General features: G+C 32.7%; 18 protein-coding genes. 8 read left to right on the top strand and 10 right to left on the bottom strand.

Annotated elements, in window-relative coordinates:
• Positions 1–14 precede the first annotated feature (14 nt).
• The 3 genes from AAC084_RS01140 to AAC084_RS01150 form a co-directional block, all read right to left on the bottom strand.
• A complete protein-coding gene (locus AAC084_RS01140) occupies positions 15–3,719 on the bottom strand; it encodes a hypothetical protein (protein ID WP_339835761.1) in 3,705 nt (1,234 codons plus the stop codon).
• A gap of 72 nt (positions 3,720–3,791) precedes the next feature.
• Entirely contained in the window at positions 3,792–3,962 is a 171-nt protein-coding gene (locus tag AAC084_RS01145) for a hypothetical protein (RefSeq protein ID WP_339835764.1), read from the bottom strand.
• 5 nt (positions 3,963–3,967) lie between these two features.
• A complete protein-coding gene (locus AAC084_RS01150; RefSeq protein WP_339835766.1) occupies positions 3,968–5,329 on the bottom strand; it encodes an NAD-dependent succinate-semialdehyde dehydrogenase in 1,362 nt (453 codons plus the stop codon).
• A gap of 193 nt (positions 5,330–5,522) precedes the next feature.
• Between AAC084_RS01150 and AAC084_RS01155 the strand changes: the two genes are divergently transcribed.
• Genes AAC084_RS01155 through AAC084_RS01165 form a run of 3 tightly spaced genes read left to right on the top strand, consistent with a single transcriptional unit; the run spans position 5,523 to position 6,404 of the window.
• On the top strand, positions 5,523–5,855 hold the full coding sequence (locus tag AAC084_RS01155; protein WP_339835769.1) for a YtxH domain-containing protein: 333 nt from the start codon (positions 5,523–5,525) through the stop codon (positions 5,853–5,855).
• The gene (locus tag AAC084_RS01160) at positions 5,856–6,203 is read left to right on the top strand and encodes a phage holin family protein (RefSeq protein ID WP_339835772.1); all 348 of its coding nucleotides are present in this window, start codon (positions 5,856–5,858) and stop codon (positions 6,201–6,203) included.
• A 6-nt stretch (positions 6,204–6,209) separates the two neighbouring features.
• Entirely contained in the window at positions 6,210–6,404 is a 195-nt protein-coding gene (locus tag AAC084_RS01165; protein WP_339835775.1) for a hypothetical protein, read from the top strand.
• Positions 6,405–6,500: 96 nt separating this feature from the next.
• On the opposite strand, the gene AAC084_RS01170 is transcribed toward AAC084_RS01165, so the two are convergent.
• The 3 genes from AAC084_RS01170 to AAC084_RS01180 all read right to left on the bottom strand — a co-directional run bounded on the left by AAC084_RS01170 (position 6,501) and on the right by AAC084_RS01180 (position 8,079).
• Positions 6,501–6,968, bottom strand: coding sequence for a Dps family protein (locus AAC084_RS01170; protein ID WP_339835778.1), 468 nt, complete (start codon positions 6,966–6,968; stop codon positions 6,501–6,503).
• Between the two features lie 112 nt (positions 6,969–7,080).
• Entirely contained in the window at positions 7,081–7,683 is a 603-nt protein-coding gene (locus tag AAC084_RS01175) for a DUF2652 domain-containing protein (RefSeq protein ID WP_339835780.1), read from the bottom strand.
• A gap of 183 nt (positions 7,684–7,866) precedes the next feature.
• Complete coding sequence (locus AAC084_RS01180) at positions 7,867–8,079, bottom strand: DUF2945 domain-containing protein (protein ID WP_339835783.1); 213 nt, start codon at positions 8,077–8,079, stop codon at positions 7,867–7,869.
• A gap of 277 nt (positions 8,080–8,356) precedes the next feature.
• Between AAC084_RS01180 and AAC084_RS01185 the strand changes: the two genes are divergently transcribed.
• From AAC084_RS01185 to AAC084_RS01195, 3 genes are all read left to right on the top strand, one after another.
• A complete protein-coding gene (locus AAC084_RS01185; protein WP_339835785.1) occupies positions 8,357–8,599 on the top strand; it encodes a hypothetical protein in 243 nt (80 codons plus the stop codon).
• 51 nt (positions 8,600–8,650) lie between these two features.
• Positions 8,651–9,100, top strand: coding sequence for a PA2169 family four-helix-bundle protein (locus tag AAC084_RS01190; RefSeq protein ID WP_339835787.1), 450 nt, complete (start codon positions 8,651–8,653; stop codon positions 9,098–9,100).
• Between the two features lie 262 nt (positions 9,101–9,362).
• Positions 9,363–10,055: an SOS response-associated peptidase family protein gene (locus AAC084_RS01195; RefSeq protein WP_339835789.1), complete on the top strand. Its 693-nt coding sequence runs from the start codon at positions 9,363–9,365 to the stop codon at positions 10,053–10,055.
• On the opposite strand, the gene AAC084_RS01200 is transcribed toward AAC084_RS01195, so the two are convergent.
• Positions 10,052–11,086: an AraC family transcriptional regulator gene (locus AAC084_RS01200; protein WP_339835791.1), complete on the bottom strand. Its 1,035-nt coding sequence runs from the start codon at positions 11,084–11,086 to the stop codon at positions 10,052–10,054. The two genes, AAC084_RS01195 and AAC084_RS01200, sit on opposite strands and share 4 nt — an antisense overlap.
• Positions 11,087–11,255: 169 nt before the next feature.
• Positions 11,256–12,302 (bottom strand): AraC family transcriptional regulator, encoded by a 1,047-nt coding sequence (locus AAC084_RS01205; protein ID WP_339835793.1) that lies wholly within the window; start codon positions 12,300–12,302, stop codon positions 11,256–11,258.
• A 280-nt stretch (positions 12,303–12,582) separates the two neighbouring features.
• Between AAC084_RS01205 and AAC084_RS01210 the strand changes: the two genes are divergently transcribed.
• Complete coding sequence (locus AAC084_RS01210) at positions 12,583–12,765, top strand: hypothetical protein (RefSeq protein WP_339835796.1); 183 nt, start codon at positions 12,583–12,585, stop codon at positions 12,763–12,765.
• Positions 12,766–12,836: 71 nt separating this feature from the next.
• Here the strand turns inward: AAC084_RS01210 and AAC084_RS01215 are convergent, their stop codons facing one another.
• Together AAC084_RS01215 and AAC084_RS01220 are read right to left on the bottom strand one after the other, a co-directional pair.
• Positions 12,837–14,396, bottom strand: coding sequence for a hypothetical protein (locus AAC084_RS01215; RefSeq protein WP_339835798.1), 1,560 nt, complete (start codon positions 14,394–14,396; stop codon positions 12,837–12,839).
• Between the two features lie 89 nt (positions 14,397–14,485).
• The gene (locus tag AAC084_RS01220) at positions 14,486–14,902 is read right to left on the bottom strand and encodes a hypothetical protein (RefSeq protein WP_339835800.1); all 417 of its coding nucleotides are present in this window, start codon (positions 14,900–14,902) and stop codon (positions 14,486–14,488) included.
• A gap of 133 nt (positions 14,903–15,035) precedes the next feature.
• Here AAC084_RS01220 and cls point away from each other — a divergent pair, with 133 nt between their 5' ends.
• Complete coding sequence (gene cls, locus AAC084_RS01225) at positions 15,036–16,460, top strand: cardiolipin synthase (RefSeq protein WP_339835803.1); 1,425 nt, start codon at positions 15,036–15,038, stop codon at positions 16,458–16,460.
• The last annotated feature ends 35 nt before the right edge of the window (positions 16,461–16,495 follow it).

Raw genomic sequence — 16,495 nt, forward strand, 5'->3', positions numbered from 1 at the left:
TTAAAGCGCCTATATTAAATAGAGAGTCCGAAACCTATTTGAATTAGGTTACTTTCTTTAGAATTAAAATATCCAATATTAAAAGTTAATGCTTTTAAACTACTAATCCAAAAGCCACCACCTTGAGAGGTATGCCAAACGTTAGAGTCTTCGTTAGGTTGCCAAACCCTTCCGTAATCAAAACCGCCATACACACCTATGGTCACCGGTGAAACTGCTGTTACATACCGCTTGAGCTTTAATTTCAGGTCAGAAGATTGATAGAAATATGATTTACCCGTAAATCGCTCGTCTCTAAAACCTCGTAAACCATTTCGACCACCTAATGCAGGAGTGTGGTAAAAGTATACATCGTTATAATCGAATAAACCTTTGTACTCGGCCATTGTACTATAAATTAAAGAGCCCGATGATTCTAGTTTGTGATCAAAACCAACTTTTAAAGAAGCATAGCCAAATTTGTTCGAATTAAAACTAAGGTTTGTTTTATAACCAGCCGAAAAACCAAAGTAAATTGCCTTTGAAGGAAAATCGCCAGCATCATCATGATCATATTCACCAGTTAATTCAAATCCGCCATAGTTTTGATTATCAAAAAGGGCTTCATCTAAATTCTCGGAATTAAAAAGTCGTTCTGGGTTGTCTGACACCTTAAAAGATTCGAATATCGTTTTGAACCGTAAATCATAATAAGCCAAGCCTGCACTCGCTTTAAATTTTTGAATTCTAGCCCTATAGTAATCCCTTCCAACCGCATCTTCATTATTTGCCGTTTCATTTCCATAACCAAAAAAATTACTAACGTAACGATCATTGGTATAGTAGGCATCTAATTCGAAATTCCATCCGGGAAAAACACTTCCATATTTTCCAGAATACGAAATTTCCGCAGCTTTAAAATTAAAAAAGTAATTAGCATTAATACTGTGTTGTTGTCGAAATGAATTACAGTTTATTCCATTTTGAGTATAGGTATTGGAGGCACCTAAAAACAAACCGTCATCTGTTCTAAAACCAAGAGTTGGCACTAAGATATTCGTATTAGGGGTAAAGTATCTAAAATGGTAGGTATTCGTCTTATAATTATCGGTTAGTACAGTTATCGGTTTTACTTGTTCGAAATTGATTTTTTCATGTTCCCAATCATAAATTCGAACTTTCTTTTTATTTTCAATATCGTAGGTGTCTTTTCCATAGCCGCCGATAATTTTAAGTTTCGTATTAGAATTCCCATTACCTTCTACAATAAAAATATCATCATCACCAAGACCGTAGATCCAAAGTTCTTTTGTTAGAGAATCATTAAAAGTTCTGGAATACATCAACTCATTTTTCTCATCAGATAATAGTCGTTTCACGGTGACTTCTGTATCTCCGTTACTGCTTTTTGTAATAGTGAAAATATCATCTTTTTCAGTCCCTCTAACGGCAACAATTTTATTTAGATATTCTGCGTAATCTTCGGCAACTTCAGGTAAGGCGGCAAGTCGCTGCATTAAATTTTCTTTGATAGAATTCGAAGTTTCATCTTGTACAGCAGTAGGAAGGCGTTTAAATGCTTTTTCAATAACCTCAGGCGTCATGCCTCTCTGAATTGCTTTTGCTTCTTCAATCCAAACATCTGGCCCATATGATGTCAATAAAGTTCTGTCTAATCTGTTGCCGGATAGGTTTAGCCATTTTACATTGTCTACATCACCATCAAAAGTTTCCCAGTTTCTTGCGTTTGGCACGAACCATTGAATAAACGGAATAACTTTACCATCGAACTTAGGAAAAGCATTGTCACGGTCTCTTGGTATCGGCATAAACTCTTTCTCTCCGTCGGGGCTTTCATATTCTACCCATCTCCATTGGTCTTGATGACGGTCCCAATCACCTATTAACATATCAAAAATTCGAGCACGTATTAAACCTCTTTCATCGACCGAATAAGATTCATCGCTTTTAATTTTTTCAAGCATATCGGTTGTACTTTCATAATCTGTCACCTTACCAGAATTAGTGTCTATACTTCTTCTGTACCCCTTATAATTTGCTTGTTCTTCGGATGGTCTTCTTTCTATAAAATACAATTCATCACCAAAATCTTCATTATATTCTTTTAAGCCATCTTGCTTTGGCACATAGAATAATTCGGTATCAGAATGATTTATTTCAGCAGATGCGGCTAAGGGATCTACCACCAATTGCATATACGGGTGTGCCGTGGTAAAAAAGTCAGAGATTGCTTTCTCTGCCCAAGTATCTTGATAATCGGCAGTGTTATAAGAAATGCCAGGTAATTTGAATTTTAGAAATTTTAAGGCGCTTTTACGCAAAGATCGCATTGCATATTGTTTACCGTTGGCATCTTCTAAACGCAATGAAAACGACTGGTGGCCACCACCTTCTTTTACCACTTTTAGTCCGCCATATAGCGTATCTAAATTAACGACAGGCGCTTCTACATTTTCACCGAAGTATGTACGGTAACGTTCTCCCCATAAAAATTTATAAAATTCGCTTTTGTTATAATCTTTTGGGTCGTCAAGGATTTTTTCTTTCTTGGTTTTGGTATTAATGATTGTAAAATTGGTGAACTCCTTTTTTGATTCTAGTTTAGGTAGTACAGGAAAAGTAGTACTTGCAGTTAGGTTTTCTTCTGAAATGAAAGTTACGGTAGAACTGCCGTCTTCAAAATAATCTAATCTTGCAAAACCACGGTCCCCAAAGGCATATTCACCTTCAAAATCCATAGAACCGCCAATAGCACTAATTTTACCTGGGCCTAATTTGGTTGCACTTTTGGTACCTAACGAGCCGCTTATAATTTGATGAATGCCACCACCTTCAAGTAATTGAAGGCTCTCTTCATGACCAGAAATTAAGGTAATTCTATCATTCGCTTGCGCTAAGGCACTAACAGCTATTCTTAGATAATTATATCTTCTTGAATTAACATGTTCTGGGTCAAAAGCACCTAAATCCATAACAGTGTTTTTAATGGTGCCGTATATCGGTAAGGGTTTTAAATGATCTTTAATAGTTGTATTGCCGGCATAAATACCATTGGTAAAAACAGGGTGATGCATAGCAATAACAATATTTTTTCCTTGGCCATCACCGATATAGCCCTCTAATTCTTCCATAAATCTTCTGCGGGTGATGATGTCTGTACATTTACTATTAATACCTTCTACTCTAGACCAGTTAGAAACAAACCATTTAGAGTCAATCAGAATTAAATCTAATTCATCATTTATTACCCTATAATCAATAGGACAACCGTTATTAGGAACTACTTTGGTATTCTCCCTATCAACATCTTTCAGGTAATTTTCAACCTTTTCAATTTTATCGAGTTTGTAGCTTTTCCATTCATTATTACCGGGTAAGAATACCGTTTCTCCTTTAAAGTTTGCAGAAAGATGTAATTGCTTATCGATTAGTACACTATCTATTTTCCAATTTTCAGTTGTCGGACTTATGTTGTCCCCAGTAAACACTAACGTGCTATTTTCAGGAGCATTATCCAGCTCTTTTTTAAATCGTTCTAAAAGAGAATTGTTTGATGTAGATGAAGTATTCCCTAACCCACCGGCAATATAAAATGAGTAACTAATTTTTTGACTAGTACTATCATTTTCTTCTACAATATTACTTTGCTCCTTAAATGTTGCACAAGATGAAATAAGTAATAGAACAATAAGAATACTTGTAAAGTTTTTAAATTTCAAGTTTTTATATTGATATTGAAAAGGCTGAATAGTCATAGATTATTTTGGTTGATTTTTTTTAATGTCTGTATTCTAATTGTTGAAAAACACGTTAGAAATGAGTATACCGATAATTAAAATGGCTAGAAATACGACAAGTATTGTTACTCCTATTTTTGTTTTTTTATTCTTTTGAAGAATGAACTCCTGAGTTTTATCTTCTGGTTCCTTAATAAATTTCGTTTCTTCTGTTCCTTGTTTCATATGTTCTATTTTTTGATATAAACTGTTTTTTTGTTGACAAACTCTAAAATACCTTCTCGTGATAATTCTCTACCATACCCCGAAGCTTTTGTGCCGCCAAATGGAAGTCTGGGGTCAGATTTGACCATATCATTTATAAAAAATCCGCCATCTGGTATTTCCGATATAACATTTATTGCGCCCTCTATATCTTGAGTAAACAGCATACTGCCGAGTCCCAGTCTAGAATTGGCGGCCAAAGAAATTGCTTCTTTTCGGTCCTTAGCTTTTATAATTGCCGCTACAGGCCCAAATGTTTCTTCATTAAATACGGGCATATCAACAGTTACTTCAGTTAAAATGGTTGGAGAAAAGAATGCTCCGTCTCGTTTGTTGCCCAAAACGACTTTTGCACCTTTTTTAATAGAAGCATCGATTTGGTCTTGTAATGTTTTAGCTAAATCTTCTCGCGCCATAACACCGATAAAAGTGTCCTTTTTCATGGGGTCACCAATTTTTAAGGCGTTCACCTTTGTAGTAAATTGTTCTAAAAACGAATCATAAATGTCTTCACAGACAATGAATCGTTTTGCCGCGATACAGCTTTGCCCCATATTTTGCATTCGTGCAGTTACCATGGTATCCATATACTTTTTTAAATCAGCATCTTCCCAAATAATACAGGCATTATTACCACCTAACTCAAGAACAGTTTTCTTAAGATTTTCACCAGCCGTTCTTGCAATTGATTTCCCTGCTTTTTCACTGCCTGTTAGCGTTACAGCTTTAATACCATCATGCGCAATCAATTTCTCAATGTCCTCATGTGTGGCCTTAACACTTTGAAAGCAACCTTCTGGATAACCAGCGTCGAGAAATAATTTTTCTATAGCCATTGAACACCCAGTTACATTTTGTGCGTGTTTTAACAGGGCTGTATTACCTGCGGTCAATGTTGGGGCGGCAAATCGTATTACTTGCCAAAAAGGATAATTCCAAGGCATGATTGCCAAAATGCATCCTAATGGGTCGTTGCTTATAAAACTTTCATCAGCATCAGTAGCAATGAGCTCATCTGCTAAAAGGTCTTCTGCATTTAGCGCATAAAAATCACAGGCCCATGCACATTTCTTAATTTCTGCAATACTTTGAGATATAGGCTTGCCCATCTCCCTAGTTATCAGTTCGGCATACTCCTCTTTTCGGTCTAAAAGTAAATCTGCCACTTTGGTTAGTAGATTACACCTATCATCAATTGGCGTGTTGGCCCAAGTAGTTTCAATGGCCAATGCTTTATCTAATTTGGCAATAATAGTACTTTGCGTATCTTTAGAATACGTTTCTAATATATCACCGTTATATGGATTCTTTGATTGTATCTCTTTCATGAAACAAATTTATAATTAACGACGGTTTACTGTTAATTCGTTCCGTTTAATTCTTAACCCTTTTGGGCTGTTATTACCGTTAATATTTCTTGGTTTAGAGTTAAGCGATGATAGAAAAATAGATGATCTTTGTAGTCGTAGAACAAGTTGATTCTACGTTATTTAAGAAAAAGTTTAATTAAAAATTTAGAATATGAACAACAGCGGAAATACATTACTAGCTATTATTGCAGGTTCTGCCATAGGAGCAGCATTAGGAATTCTATATGCACCAGATAAAGGTGAGAATACAAGAAGATTAATAGCAGATCAAGCAGCTGCGACAAGAGATAATTTTGCCGAAAGCGCAATCGACCTGAAAAACAGAGTAGCTTCAAAAGTTTTAGACGAAAGAGAAACCTTAGATACACGAGTAGAATCGTTAGTTTCAGACATAAGCTACAAAACGGAAGATGTGATTTCAACTTTAGAGAAAAAATTGGCTGAGTTGAAGTCTAAAAACAAGAAATTACAGAAAACAGTATAAATGGGAGTTATTGATTCACTTAACGAAACCTCTAATAAAGCTATTGACGTAGGTGAGGTATACTATAAGAAAACTCAAGAGTATTATAGGCTAAAAGTGTTTCAACAATTAACTATGACCACCGGTATGCTGTTGAAAATAGCAGTTATTGGTGGTCTTGGTTTTTTGGCACTTATGTTCTTAACCGTTGCGGGTATTATCTATTTAGGAAATATACTTAATAGCATGGTAGGTGCTTGCTTAATTGCAGGAGCCTTATTTATAGTTTTATTAATTCTTGCTTATGTCTTCAGAAGAAAGATTGATAATATGTTAGTAAAAAAACTATCTGTTAAATTCTTTAATTAAAGGAATATGTATAAAAATTTTGATGAAATAGAGTTTAATTTAAAACGCTTAAAATTAGAGCGTCAAATTGCTTTAGAAGAACTTAAGGGATTAAAACAAGATGTCCAGGAAGATTTGAGTCCATATAATTGGGTGTCTACGGCATTTTCTGCAGCAAAGAAATTCGGTATGCTTTATTTAATGCGTAAAATAGTCAAGTAGTATTATTTAAATACAAAGGGCTTTTTAACAATAAGTATAAAACAAAAAAACACCTCTTATTTAAGAGGTGTTTTTTTATATACGATTACTTAATAATTATTCTTTTGTCCAAGCATCAAGCATCCAACTTACTTTTTCAATACTACCAATATAACCGCCAATCATATCGATTGTACCTTCATCACCACCAGCTTCAGCTTTTTTAACAACTTTGCTCATTTGTTTTAGTAATACTTCATGTTGGTTAAGAATATGTTTTACCATTTCATTATCTGAAATAAGTGAAGAAGTTTCTTTTATAGAAGCGATTTCAAAATATTTTGAAAATTCACTTGTTGGGTTATGTCTTAAAGTCAAAATACGTTCTGCAATTTCATCAATTTTAATTCTTGCATCGGTATATAGTTCTTCGAATTTAATGTGTAAGTCGAAAAAGTTCTTTCCTGAAACATTCCAATGGTACCCTCTTAAGTTTTGATAGTATAAATTGTAATCTGCCAATAATGTGTTTAGTTCTTCAACGATTGGTTCTATATCTTTTGATTTAATGTCTAAATAGCTCATAATAATATTTTTTTAATTCTTGTATAAAATTAATGAACCTGATATGAATTTATTGACTCAGATGCCTTTTTATAGGCCCATTTAACAGTATTTAACGTCATTATGAATCATATTATTTAACCAATGGTTTCAGGTTGATATAAGAGTAGTTTATTTCGCCAACATGATCGTATTCGGTTGAATTTTGTTTTAAGGAACCCCAATCGAATTGATCATCTAAATTATTCTCTTTATAGTAGTCGGTCAAGCCTTCAGTTAAGAGTAGGTATTCGTTCATTCTAATTTTATTCTTTAAAAGCTTGTGGGCAACGATTAAGTCTTCTCCAAAGAGTTTTATGCTATTTCCAACTTTAGTCAAAGCGATTTCTTTGCCATAATGCAATATTATTTTCAGGCCTAATATTTCTGGTATGGTTTCGGCAGCTTCATCATTTTTATGTTTCACGCGAAGAGATTCTAGTTCTTTGTAAAACTCTGTGTAGAATATTCTACATTGATTTATTAAAGCCTCTAAACTCGGCATTTTACCAGTTTTGAAGAAAAGGACCGCATCGCCTTCAATTTCAGAAACTTTAAGTCCGATTTCATTCGTATAAATTATCTGATTTAATAATGCCGGAATTATTTTCGAGCTCAGTTCAAAATCAGTTTCGCTCATAAATTCTGTAAAACCACTTATGTCGGGTATACATATTAACATGGGTGATCCTTTCATAAGTTATAGTAAATAGTTGTGCTGAAAGATATCGAACATATCATTTTCAAATGTCGCCGTTCCATTAAAATTGTAATGCAATCCATTTAAAATAGGCTTTATTAAAAAATGTAAAACAAGGTAGTTTTATGGATTTAATTTGCGATCAGAATTAGAAATAAAATGAGGAATGGAATTAATAAATTAATTTATTCGCTCTACTTCATTCTCACTTTTAAGAACATAATTGCCATCATCTTGTTTAATGTATAAGGCTTTATTGTCCTTTTCTGCGTTTCGCGTTACCTCACTTCCTTTAATGGTTTTGGTGATTTTAGAGGTGTACGTTTCTTCAACTTTGCCTTCAGCTGAGCCATTACCCCAGTACCATTTTACAACTGTGCCTTTTCGAATCATTAAAAATAGATTTTATGTTTGTGCATTCCATCACTTCTAAATTCTGGAGAACAAGTGATGGAATATTCCTTGTAAATAAGGACACAAACTAGAGAACTAATTGAGGGTTACAAGTTCGATATTCAAAATAAAATTATTGTTTAAAAGGCACCTTTTTATTAACTCAAAAATCATCAATATTAACCCATTTCAAAGGAGTTAATGGTAATACGTTTTAAGGCAAAAAATCTACGAAATCGAAGTTATTTTTGAATTAGGATATATTAAAACATGAGTTATGGTAGAAATATTTGCAGGAATTTCAATAGTAATTGCTTCTGGCTTTATAGGCTTATTAATTAGAGATTATATAGCAAATATGTTTAACGCCCGTTCTAATGAAATTGAAGAAGATGCATTTTGCGAGATTGATATTAATCATATGTTAATGTATTCAAAGAAATCAGAAAGGAAAGATGTTGGAGAATTAAAACGAAAAATAGAAGAATTTAAGAATAGAAATAAATTTTATAAGATGTAATTGTGATTGACATCTTTAAATAAAAAATCACATAATTTAATACTACAAACAATGAGTACATATACAGAAGTAATTGGAGAGAAATTAAATGACCTTTTAGAAAAAACATATGATGCTGAAAAGGGCTTTAAAAAAGCAGCAGAGAATACAGACCATAAGCAGCTGAAATCTTTTTTCGAAAACAAGGCAAAACAGCGTTATGATTTTGGACATGAGCTAAAAGTAGAAATTAAAACTTTTGGTCAAAAAGTTGATAAAGGAGATAGTATTGCAGGAAAAGCACACAGAGCTTGGATGGATGTAAAAGCCTTGTTCTCATTAGACAGCGCCGAAGCTATGTTAGAAGAAGCTATAAGAGGTGAAAAAGCTGCAGTAGAGGAGTATAAAGAGGTTTTAGAGGATACTTCTTTGCCTTCATCAACAGCGGCTATATTGAGAAATCAAAAAGAAGCTATTGAAAACGGATTAGCTAATATTAAAATGCTAGAAGACTTAAGGTAGAGAGTATTATAATTATTGAAAAGAGACCTTTTTGGTCTCTTTTTTTATGCTCAAAAAAGTAATATTTTAAGGTTATTATTTCTAAATCTATTGAGAACTATAGACACCCCATTTCAATGAATCTTTATTATAGAGTGTTGAAAAATATTCAAGCTGAAAATAGAATAAATAACTTGTTTTTAATGGATTAGATTTAAATGGTTTTGCAATAATTACAACAGCGTTATTTGACGAACTTGCTTAATAAAAGCAAAAGATTGATATGTATTTTAAAATTTCAAATACAGCAGAAATGAAGGAGATAGAGCGTGAAGTAAATGCTTTATTTAAGTACCCAAACTTTTATACTCCACAAGTTGTTATAAGCGGCCTAGACGAAGTTTCTATACCTATTGTTACTATGGAAAATTCAAATGTCATTTCTTTAGCGATATGGGGTCTATTGCCCAAGAGCTATAACGATGACTGGGAACTATTTCAAAAATTAACCAACACCCTTAATATAAAATCAGACACTTTAGAATCTGAATTATGGTATCGAGATGCTCTCAGTAAAGGAAGGTGTATAATACCAGTAACAGGCTTCTTTACTTCCGTTTTAAGAAATGGGGAAATATATCCATATTTCATAAGTCCTAAAAAAGAGCGGTTATTATATCTGGCGGGTGTGTATACAGTTTTAGAAGATGGATTTATTACGTGTTCTGTGCTAACAGGCCCGCTTGAAGATGAAATGGTGAATTATCAAAACTTGGTCGATTTCATGCCAATTATTATTGATCATAATGATAAGTCAGATTGGCTTTCTAACAACATAGAATTATCTCAGGTTAAAAACATGATGAAACCACCGCATACTACTAAGTTAGATATAAAACCTATTGCAAGAGACCTCTTTAATCAAGATATATCATATGATAGTATGTTAATGCCGAATGATTGCCCTGAAGACTAGCTTAACGAAGAATTCTTGTTTTTTAAATGTTTTCTATAATCTGTAGGGAGAATTGCATAAGCCTCAAAGAATATTTTAGAAAAGTAACTTCTACTTTTAATACCTATGGAATACACAATTTCAGAAACTGATAAATCAGTGTTTTTGAGATAATCTCGCGAAATTTCAAGCTTCAATTGTCTGATATATTCATTCACTGTTTTTGAAAACAATATTTTGAAACCTAGCTGAAGCTTTTTTGGACTTAATCCAGATTCTGAGCTTAGAATATTTATTGAGATATCTTCAGAAATATGGTCTACAATGTAACTTGTTAGTTTATGAATTTTAGAGATATCTTCTTTTGAAATTGCTTCGGGTAAGTTCATTTTTTCTACAAAATTATTATGTTCCAACAGTTGTAATGATAATATGAGATAAAGTCTGCCCTCTAAAGAAAGTGATCTTAACATACCACTGTCTTGAACATTATTTAAGAGTTTGATCTCATCTGCAATTCTAAGACTAAAACTACCACCATGTTGATATGCGTCGTCGCCAACATTATCGTTAAACAATGTCACTAATAAGTCATTTAAATAACAGATATTGTTGTTTTTCTTTTTTAAATATTCCTTTCGAATTATTCGAATAAAATTTACTTTCAATTTCACACCTTTCGGAAAAAGAAAAGTGTTTTTAGCGGAGCGTTTGGGTGATATTATAGTGTTCTGAAATTGCGCTAATGTAGTATAAGAACTGGTATTGTTTTCACTGTAATTAAGAAACCCTTCGGTGATGAAAATAAATTCGATAGGAGATAATTTCTCGTTATCAAAAATAATTTTAGTTTCTTCATAAAGAGTCATATCACAATCAATTAAAGAAACCCCCCAATTGAAACTTATGGTTCGTATAATACCCTTACCTATTTCGTTATCAAACGTTAGTACCGTTTCGCCCCATTCTTGTCTCATTTCACCATTAATACAAGAATGTATTTGTGAAAATATCATTTTAGGGTCAGAACTTTTTATTATTAACTCTTTCATAATCCAATCATCGTGTAACGCTCTTAACGTTTCTACAAAAAAACTGGAAATCAAGTGATTGTGTTAACAGTTATGAAATGTTAATTAACACAAATGCGGACTTTTGAGTTTGTCAAAAATGTTAAAATTTATTATTATGAATTGAAAAGATGACTATTTTAAGGCTCTATTATATAGTTTCTGTCTTGCCTTGATTGATAGATTCTAATTTTAGCAGGTACTGTTTAGGTGTCATGGCATACCGCTGTTTGAATAGTTTTGAAAAATAACTTCTAGAATTAATACCTATTCTATAAGTGATTTCTGTGATGTTCATGGTGGTGGTTTCCATTAAATGGCGAGCCATTTCCATCCTTTTATTTTGAGTATACTCTTTTACAGATAGGCCAAATAGACTTTGAAAACCATTCTGTAGCGTGTTTTGGTTTAATCCGACTTTTTTTGAGAGGTTAATAATACTGGTCGCTTGTTCAAGAGTATCATCAATGATATTAGCAGCCTCCTCAATTTTAACTACGGTAGATTGTCTTAAAATGGTACGCTTTTCATCGGGTGAAGAATCATCTACATATTGTCTCAGATGATGTGCGAGTATTTCATAGCATTTGCCTTCAATGAATACACTTTTGGTAAACCCTGAATCTTCAGATGCGTTAATTTCTTCAATGCATTTAGCAATGTCTAGGCTATAATGGTCTGTATGAAAAAAGAGGTTGATACCGTTTACATCTCTAAAAAGACCTTCAAGGTCTTCATTCATTTCAGGAAGAAATGATTCTATTTTTTCTTCAAAAAGTTTTCTGTTTATCTCGAGATTAAAAAAACAAATAGGCTCATTTGCTTTTAAGGTAAGCACATTTCCATATTTACTATTACATGAAAAAATAGCACTTTCTAAATGCTTTATTTCTGTCTGTTTTTCTTGACCTTCGAACTCGTGATATAATGTTGTTTCTCTATTAAAAATTATTTCTAAAGGTTTTACTAAAGACTGATTGAGAACAAATCGCACTTCTTTTTTTAAACGTATATCTACATTCATAACGCCTACGCCATGAGAAAAACTAATTGCTTTTATATGGCCAATACCTGCTTCTTCAGGAATATCCATACAAATTTCATTATTCTCTTCTTCATAATCAACATTAAGTCTGTTGGCAATATCCCTGACAACATCAATTACGTTTAGCGCTTTAAGTTCCTTTTTAGTACTCATTCTTTAGTTAAAATAGACAAGTACAATATAAGGTAAATAATTTTAGACGTTAAGACTGTTTATTATCAAGTATCGTATCTTTTGATTCATTTAAAACCCTGACAATCAAGTAATTTAATACTTTTAGGTAGATGAGTTAATATTTGATTTTTTACAACCAAGGTTAACGGTTTTATAATAGCATTTTTGTTTGAGTAGGTAGAGATATACTAATAAATTATTGAGTTAATTTCTTTACTGAACAGTTAAAATGTTAACCTAATTATTAAAAATCTATAGTATGAGAAAATCACTATTTATGTTTGTATTTGCACTTATGACAATAAGTTTTGCAACAAGTTGTAGAGAAGAAAAATCTGCAGGAGAGAAAATGGAAGAAGGTATTGATGATGTTGGTGATGGTATCGAAGAAGGAGCAGAAGAAGTTGAAGATGCTGTCGAAGATGCCACAGACGACAACTAGTATAAAAGTAATTGTTATGAAAAGAAAAGCCAGGTAGTTATGCTAACCTGGCTTTTTAATTTCAAAGTAAATTATTCATCTTTCTTACCATTTCCTGTTAATACATCTAATAGGCCATCTTGTAAATTAATCCACAAGTAGTTGAAAAACGATTTATTTTTTGTCCGTTCGGTTGAGATATTTCCATATCTATAGCCCTCTGTATCTGCCTTTGAGCCGTCATTGACGAATAGGTTTCCAATAAAGGAGAGAACTTTCTTTACTCCGTTTCTTTCTTTATTTAATACTTGAAATTTAAAATCTTCATATCTCATTTTAATGTCACCAGTAGCGATATTTCCATCACCAGAAATTGTAAAATAGAGTTGGTCAATGGTGCCTGTGGTTTTTGTTCTTAGGTTAGGAACTAGAAAGTCATTTAAATTTGCTGTGTTGAAATTGGATAATTCCCCAGATATTAAGAATGTATTACGTGTGTCTTGAACTTTAAACTCCCAATCGAGATTAAAACTACCTACCCCCATTAAATTGGCATTTAGTTTAATCTTTAAATTTTCTTTGTTCGATGCTAAATTTGAAAAGTTACTTATATCGGCATCTAGTTTTTCAAAACTTAAAACACCAGCACTTTCTTCGTTCGGTAAATCTTCTTCATAGCGTACCATTCCATGCTTAATTAATATAGAATCAATAGCTACTTTAAACGGAAGTTCTCTGAATAATTCAGCATATAATGGTCTTCGATTAAAATTTTCTAATCTTGATTTGTCACGATACATTTCTAAATTCGGTGCATTTAATATCAGTGATTTAAAGTTGACCTGAAGAGAGTCGTTAGATACAATGTAATTATGATTTTCAATATTAATTTCTGGAATTTCTAATTGGATATGGTCTCGTTGGTAGGTTATTTCTTGGCTCAATGCTAACTTAGAAAGAGCGGTAGACAATGAAATATTAGTGATATGTATAGATGAGTTATCTAACTTCATAGTTTTCATTTGCAACACTTCAAACTTTCCTAAAGGTGCTGTCATGTTTTGAATAGTAATGCCATATTCTGAAAAAGTGAAAGGCACATACTTCTTAATTATCTGAGGATCAGTCGCCACATTTTTTAAATTTAGGTCGATAGACTTAACAGATAAAAGTTCTGTTTCTTCACTTGAATCCCAAATTTCAACTATACCAGAATCGAAAATAAGCTCCTCAATAAAAATCTCTTTTAAAAGATTTATCGGGTTCGGCTTTGTAACCTCTTTCTCGGTTGGATCTTTAGGGCAAGTCTTAAAATTTAAATGTGGTTTTGAAAGTGTAAGGGATTTTAAATAAATCGATTTCTCGAAGAGTAGTTTCCAATAACTGAATCTACTAATTGATAGATTATCAGCATTAATTAAAATTTCGCATGATGAAGTTTGGCGGCCAGAACTTTCAACTTCGACCTTTTCAAATTCTAAATCACCATTAAAAAGATTGATGTTTAGCTTTTCATATGAAAAAGCAATATGATCGGGGACCTTCTGATTTAAGAAATCTACAATTTCTTTCTTCATTTTCCAGGTGGCCACCATGTAGGCTCCTATGAAAAATACGAACAGCACTAAAAACCATTTGAGAATTCGCGTCATGAATGTTGAAGGTTAACTTATCCTTTTAAAATTATAGAAATTTAAGCCAAACCTCTACTACAATAATCATGAATAAAGAGATTGTAGATTTAATCTTTTTTATAGGGCTTATCAATACCTTTGCTATCAGGCTCCATATATTGTATGAAATCTGAAGCGCTTTTCAATTCAATAAATTCTTTGCCTTTTATAATAATAGCGTTTTTGAGTAAACTAGGATTTTTATCTAAAACCTTCAACCAACCTTCATCATCTAAGTCGATATCCGTTTCACCGTAGGCAGATTTAAAATCTGGATGGTCGGTATTTACCAAATCAGAAAGTTTTTTACCTAAACCATCAGCCAACTCAGCCCATTGAGTGCCGGTAACATTAGTCTTAGAGATATCAATTGTTAAATGTTTTTTACCTGAAGATTCGACATAGGCATTGAGTTGTTTGCCCAATGAATTCTTCGAACTATAATAGAGTGTTATCTGTTTTTTATCCATAGCAATTACTCCCATTACTTTTTTTTAAAAGTAGTCAGTTCTTTATGTAGTAATTAACTCGTTTCGAACGAAAAGTATCTGTAAAGGTTTTAAAAAGCAGGGCTTAGTCAATTTATGTTATCTTGTTATTAAACAATTAAACTAACAGATGAATACGATTTTATGGCTTGCTTATATATCGGTCACCTTATGGAGTATTGTCAATATAATCTTCAATGGTTCAAGGGCTACAAAAATGATAAGTTGGTCATTATCGGTAATAATTTTTCCTTTTTTAGGACCTCTTTTATATTATTTATTTGGTATTAATAGAAGAAAATTTAAGCTGTTTAAATTAAAACAAACAGAAAAGAGAAGGCTGTATACAGAAACCTATAAAGAGCTAGAGGGTGGTGAACAAAGTGTTCACACGTTTAAAGATTATAAGCAAGATAAATTAGCATCTCTCATTCGAAAGAATAGTTATTTCGCACCTTATGAAGGTAATGACATAACGTTGCTGAATAGTGGAGAAGAAACTTTTAGTGCAATTTTCAAAGCAATTGAAGAGGCAAAAGAATTTATACATCTTCAATATTATATTTTAGAAGAGGGTATTCTTTTAGACCGTTTTTATGAGCTATTTCAAAAAAAGGTGAAAGAGGGTGTAGAAATTAGAATGTTATATGATTCGCTGGGCAGTAATTCTATGCGTGGAAAAGTGGTAAAGCGATTTAAAGATATAGGCGTAAAAGCATTTTCTACCATGCCTATTAGATTCGGTAATCTCTTGTTTACCCTCAATTATAGAAATCATAGGAAAATCGTAATTGTAGATGGAAAGATAGGGTTTACTGGCGGATTCAATGTGTCTGATAAATACATGAAAGCAGTTTCTGATTTAGGAATATGGCAAGATTTACACTTAAGAATAGCAGGTCCTGCGGTGAATAGTTTACAGCGAGTATTCGTTAAAGATTACCATTTTGCAGGTAAAGAAGAGTTATTGCTTCAAGATAAATACTTTCCTAAGGTTGAACCCTCTGGAAATACTATAGCTCAAATAATTTCTAGTGGGCCTGATTCTAGATATCCTGCTATTATGCAACAATATTTGGCAATGATAAATATTGCGACAGACAGTATTAGTATAGCAAATCCGTATTTTATACCTGGCGAACCTGTATTAGAAGCGTTACGAATTGCAGCCCTAAGTGGAGTAAAAGTTACTTTGCTTACGCCTAAAAATTCAGATTCTCTTCTAGCTCAGTATAGTATGTTTTCAACATTTGATAGTCTGTTAGAAGTTGAAGCCAATATTTATCTACGACCAGATTTTTCGCATAGTAAGGTCATTATCATTGATGGTGAAATTGTGTCGGTTGGGTCAGGAAATTTCGACTACAGAAGCTTTGAACATAATTTTGAAACGAATGCCATTCTTTACGACAAAGAAAAAGCGACCGAAATTGAAGAACTGTTTTTGAGGCATTGTACTGATGACGTAAAGCTAGAACTTGAGGCATTTAGAAAGCGGTCGCCTGTCAGTAAGTTTTTAGAAGGACTCGCCAAATTCTTTAGTCCGTTACTTTAATAATAACATTATCTCGAAACATTTTGAACTATTTA

Origin of the sequence: uncultured Maribacter sp., from assembly GCF_963977385.1 — a bacterium.
Taxonomy (GTDB): domain Bacteria; phylum Bacteroidota; class Bacteroidia; order Flavobacteriales; family Flavobacteriaceae; genus Maribacter.

Coding starts and splice junctions, on each gene's coding strand:
- AAC084_RS01145 (WP_339835764.1), bottom strand. CDS start 3,962: ATGAAACAAGGAACAGAAGAAACGAAATTTATTAAGGAACCAGAAGAT.
- AAC084_RS01150 (WP_339835766.1), bottom strand. CDS start 5,329: ATGAAAGAGATACAATCAAAGAATCCATATAACGGTGATATATTAGAA.
- AAC084_RS01155 (WP_339835769.1), top strand. CDS start 5,523: ATGAACAACAGCGGAAATACATTACTAGCTATTATTGCAGGTTCTGCC.
- AAC084_RS01160 (WP_339835772.1), top strand. CDS start 5,856: ATGGGAGTTATTGATTCACTTAACGAAACCTCTAATAAAGCTATTGAC.
- AAC084_RS01165 (WP_339835775.1), top strand. CDS start 6,210: ATGTATAAAAATTTTGATGAAATAGAGTTTAATTTAAAACGCTTAAAA.
- AAC084_RS01170 (WP_339835778.1), bottom strand. CDS start 6,968: ATGAGCTATTTAGACATTAAATCAAAAGATATAGAACCAATCGTTGAA.
- AAC084_RS01175 (WP_339835780.1), bottom strand. CDS start 7,683: ATGAAAGGATCACCCATGTTAATATGTATACCCGACATAAGTGGTTTT.
- AAC084_RS01180 (WP_339835783.1), bottom strand. CDS start 8,079: ATGATTCGAAAAGGCACAGTTGTAAAATGGTACTGGGGTAATGGCTCA.
- AAC084_RS01185 (WP_339835785.1), top strand. CDS start 8,357: ATGGTAGAAATATTTGCAGGAATTTCAATAGTAATTGCTTCTGGCTTT.
- AAC084_RS01190 (WP_339835787.1), top strand. CDS start 8,651: ATGAGTACATATACAGAAGTAATTGGAGAGAAATTAAATGACCTTTTA.
- AAC084_RS01195 (WP_339835789.1), top strand. CDS start 9,363: ATGTATTTTAAAATTTCAAATACAGCAGAAATGAAGGAGATAGAGCGT.
- AAC084_RS01200 (WP_339835791.1), bottom strand. CDS start 11,086: ATGAAAGAGTTAATAATAAAAAGTTCTGACCCTAAAATGATATTTTCA.
- AAC084_RS01205 (WP_339835793.1), bottom strand. CDS start 12,302: ATGAGTACTAAAAAGGAACTTAAAGCGCTAAACGTAATTGATGTTGTC.
- AAC084_RS01210 (WP_339835796.1), top strand. CDS start 12,583: ATGAGAAAATCACTATTTATGTTTGTATTTGCACTTATGACAATAAGT.
- AAC084_RS01215 (WP_339835798.1), bottom strand. CDS start 14,396: ATGACGCGAATTCTCAAATGGTTTTTAGTGCTGTTCGTATTTTTCATA.
- AAC084_RS01220 (WP_339835800.1), bottom strand. CDS start 14,902: ATGGGAGTAATTGCTATGGATAAAAAACAGATAACACTCTATTATAGT.
- cls (WP_339835803.1), top strand. CDS start 15,036: ATGAATACGATTTTATGGCTTGCTTATATATCGGTCACCTTATGGAGT.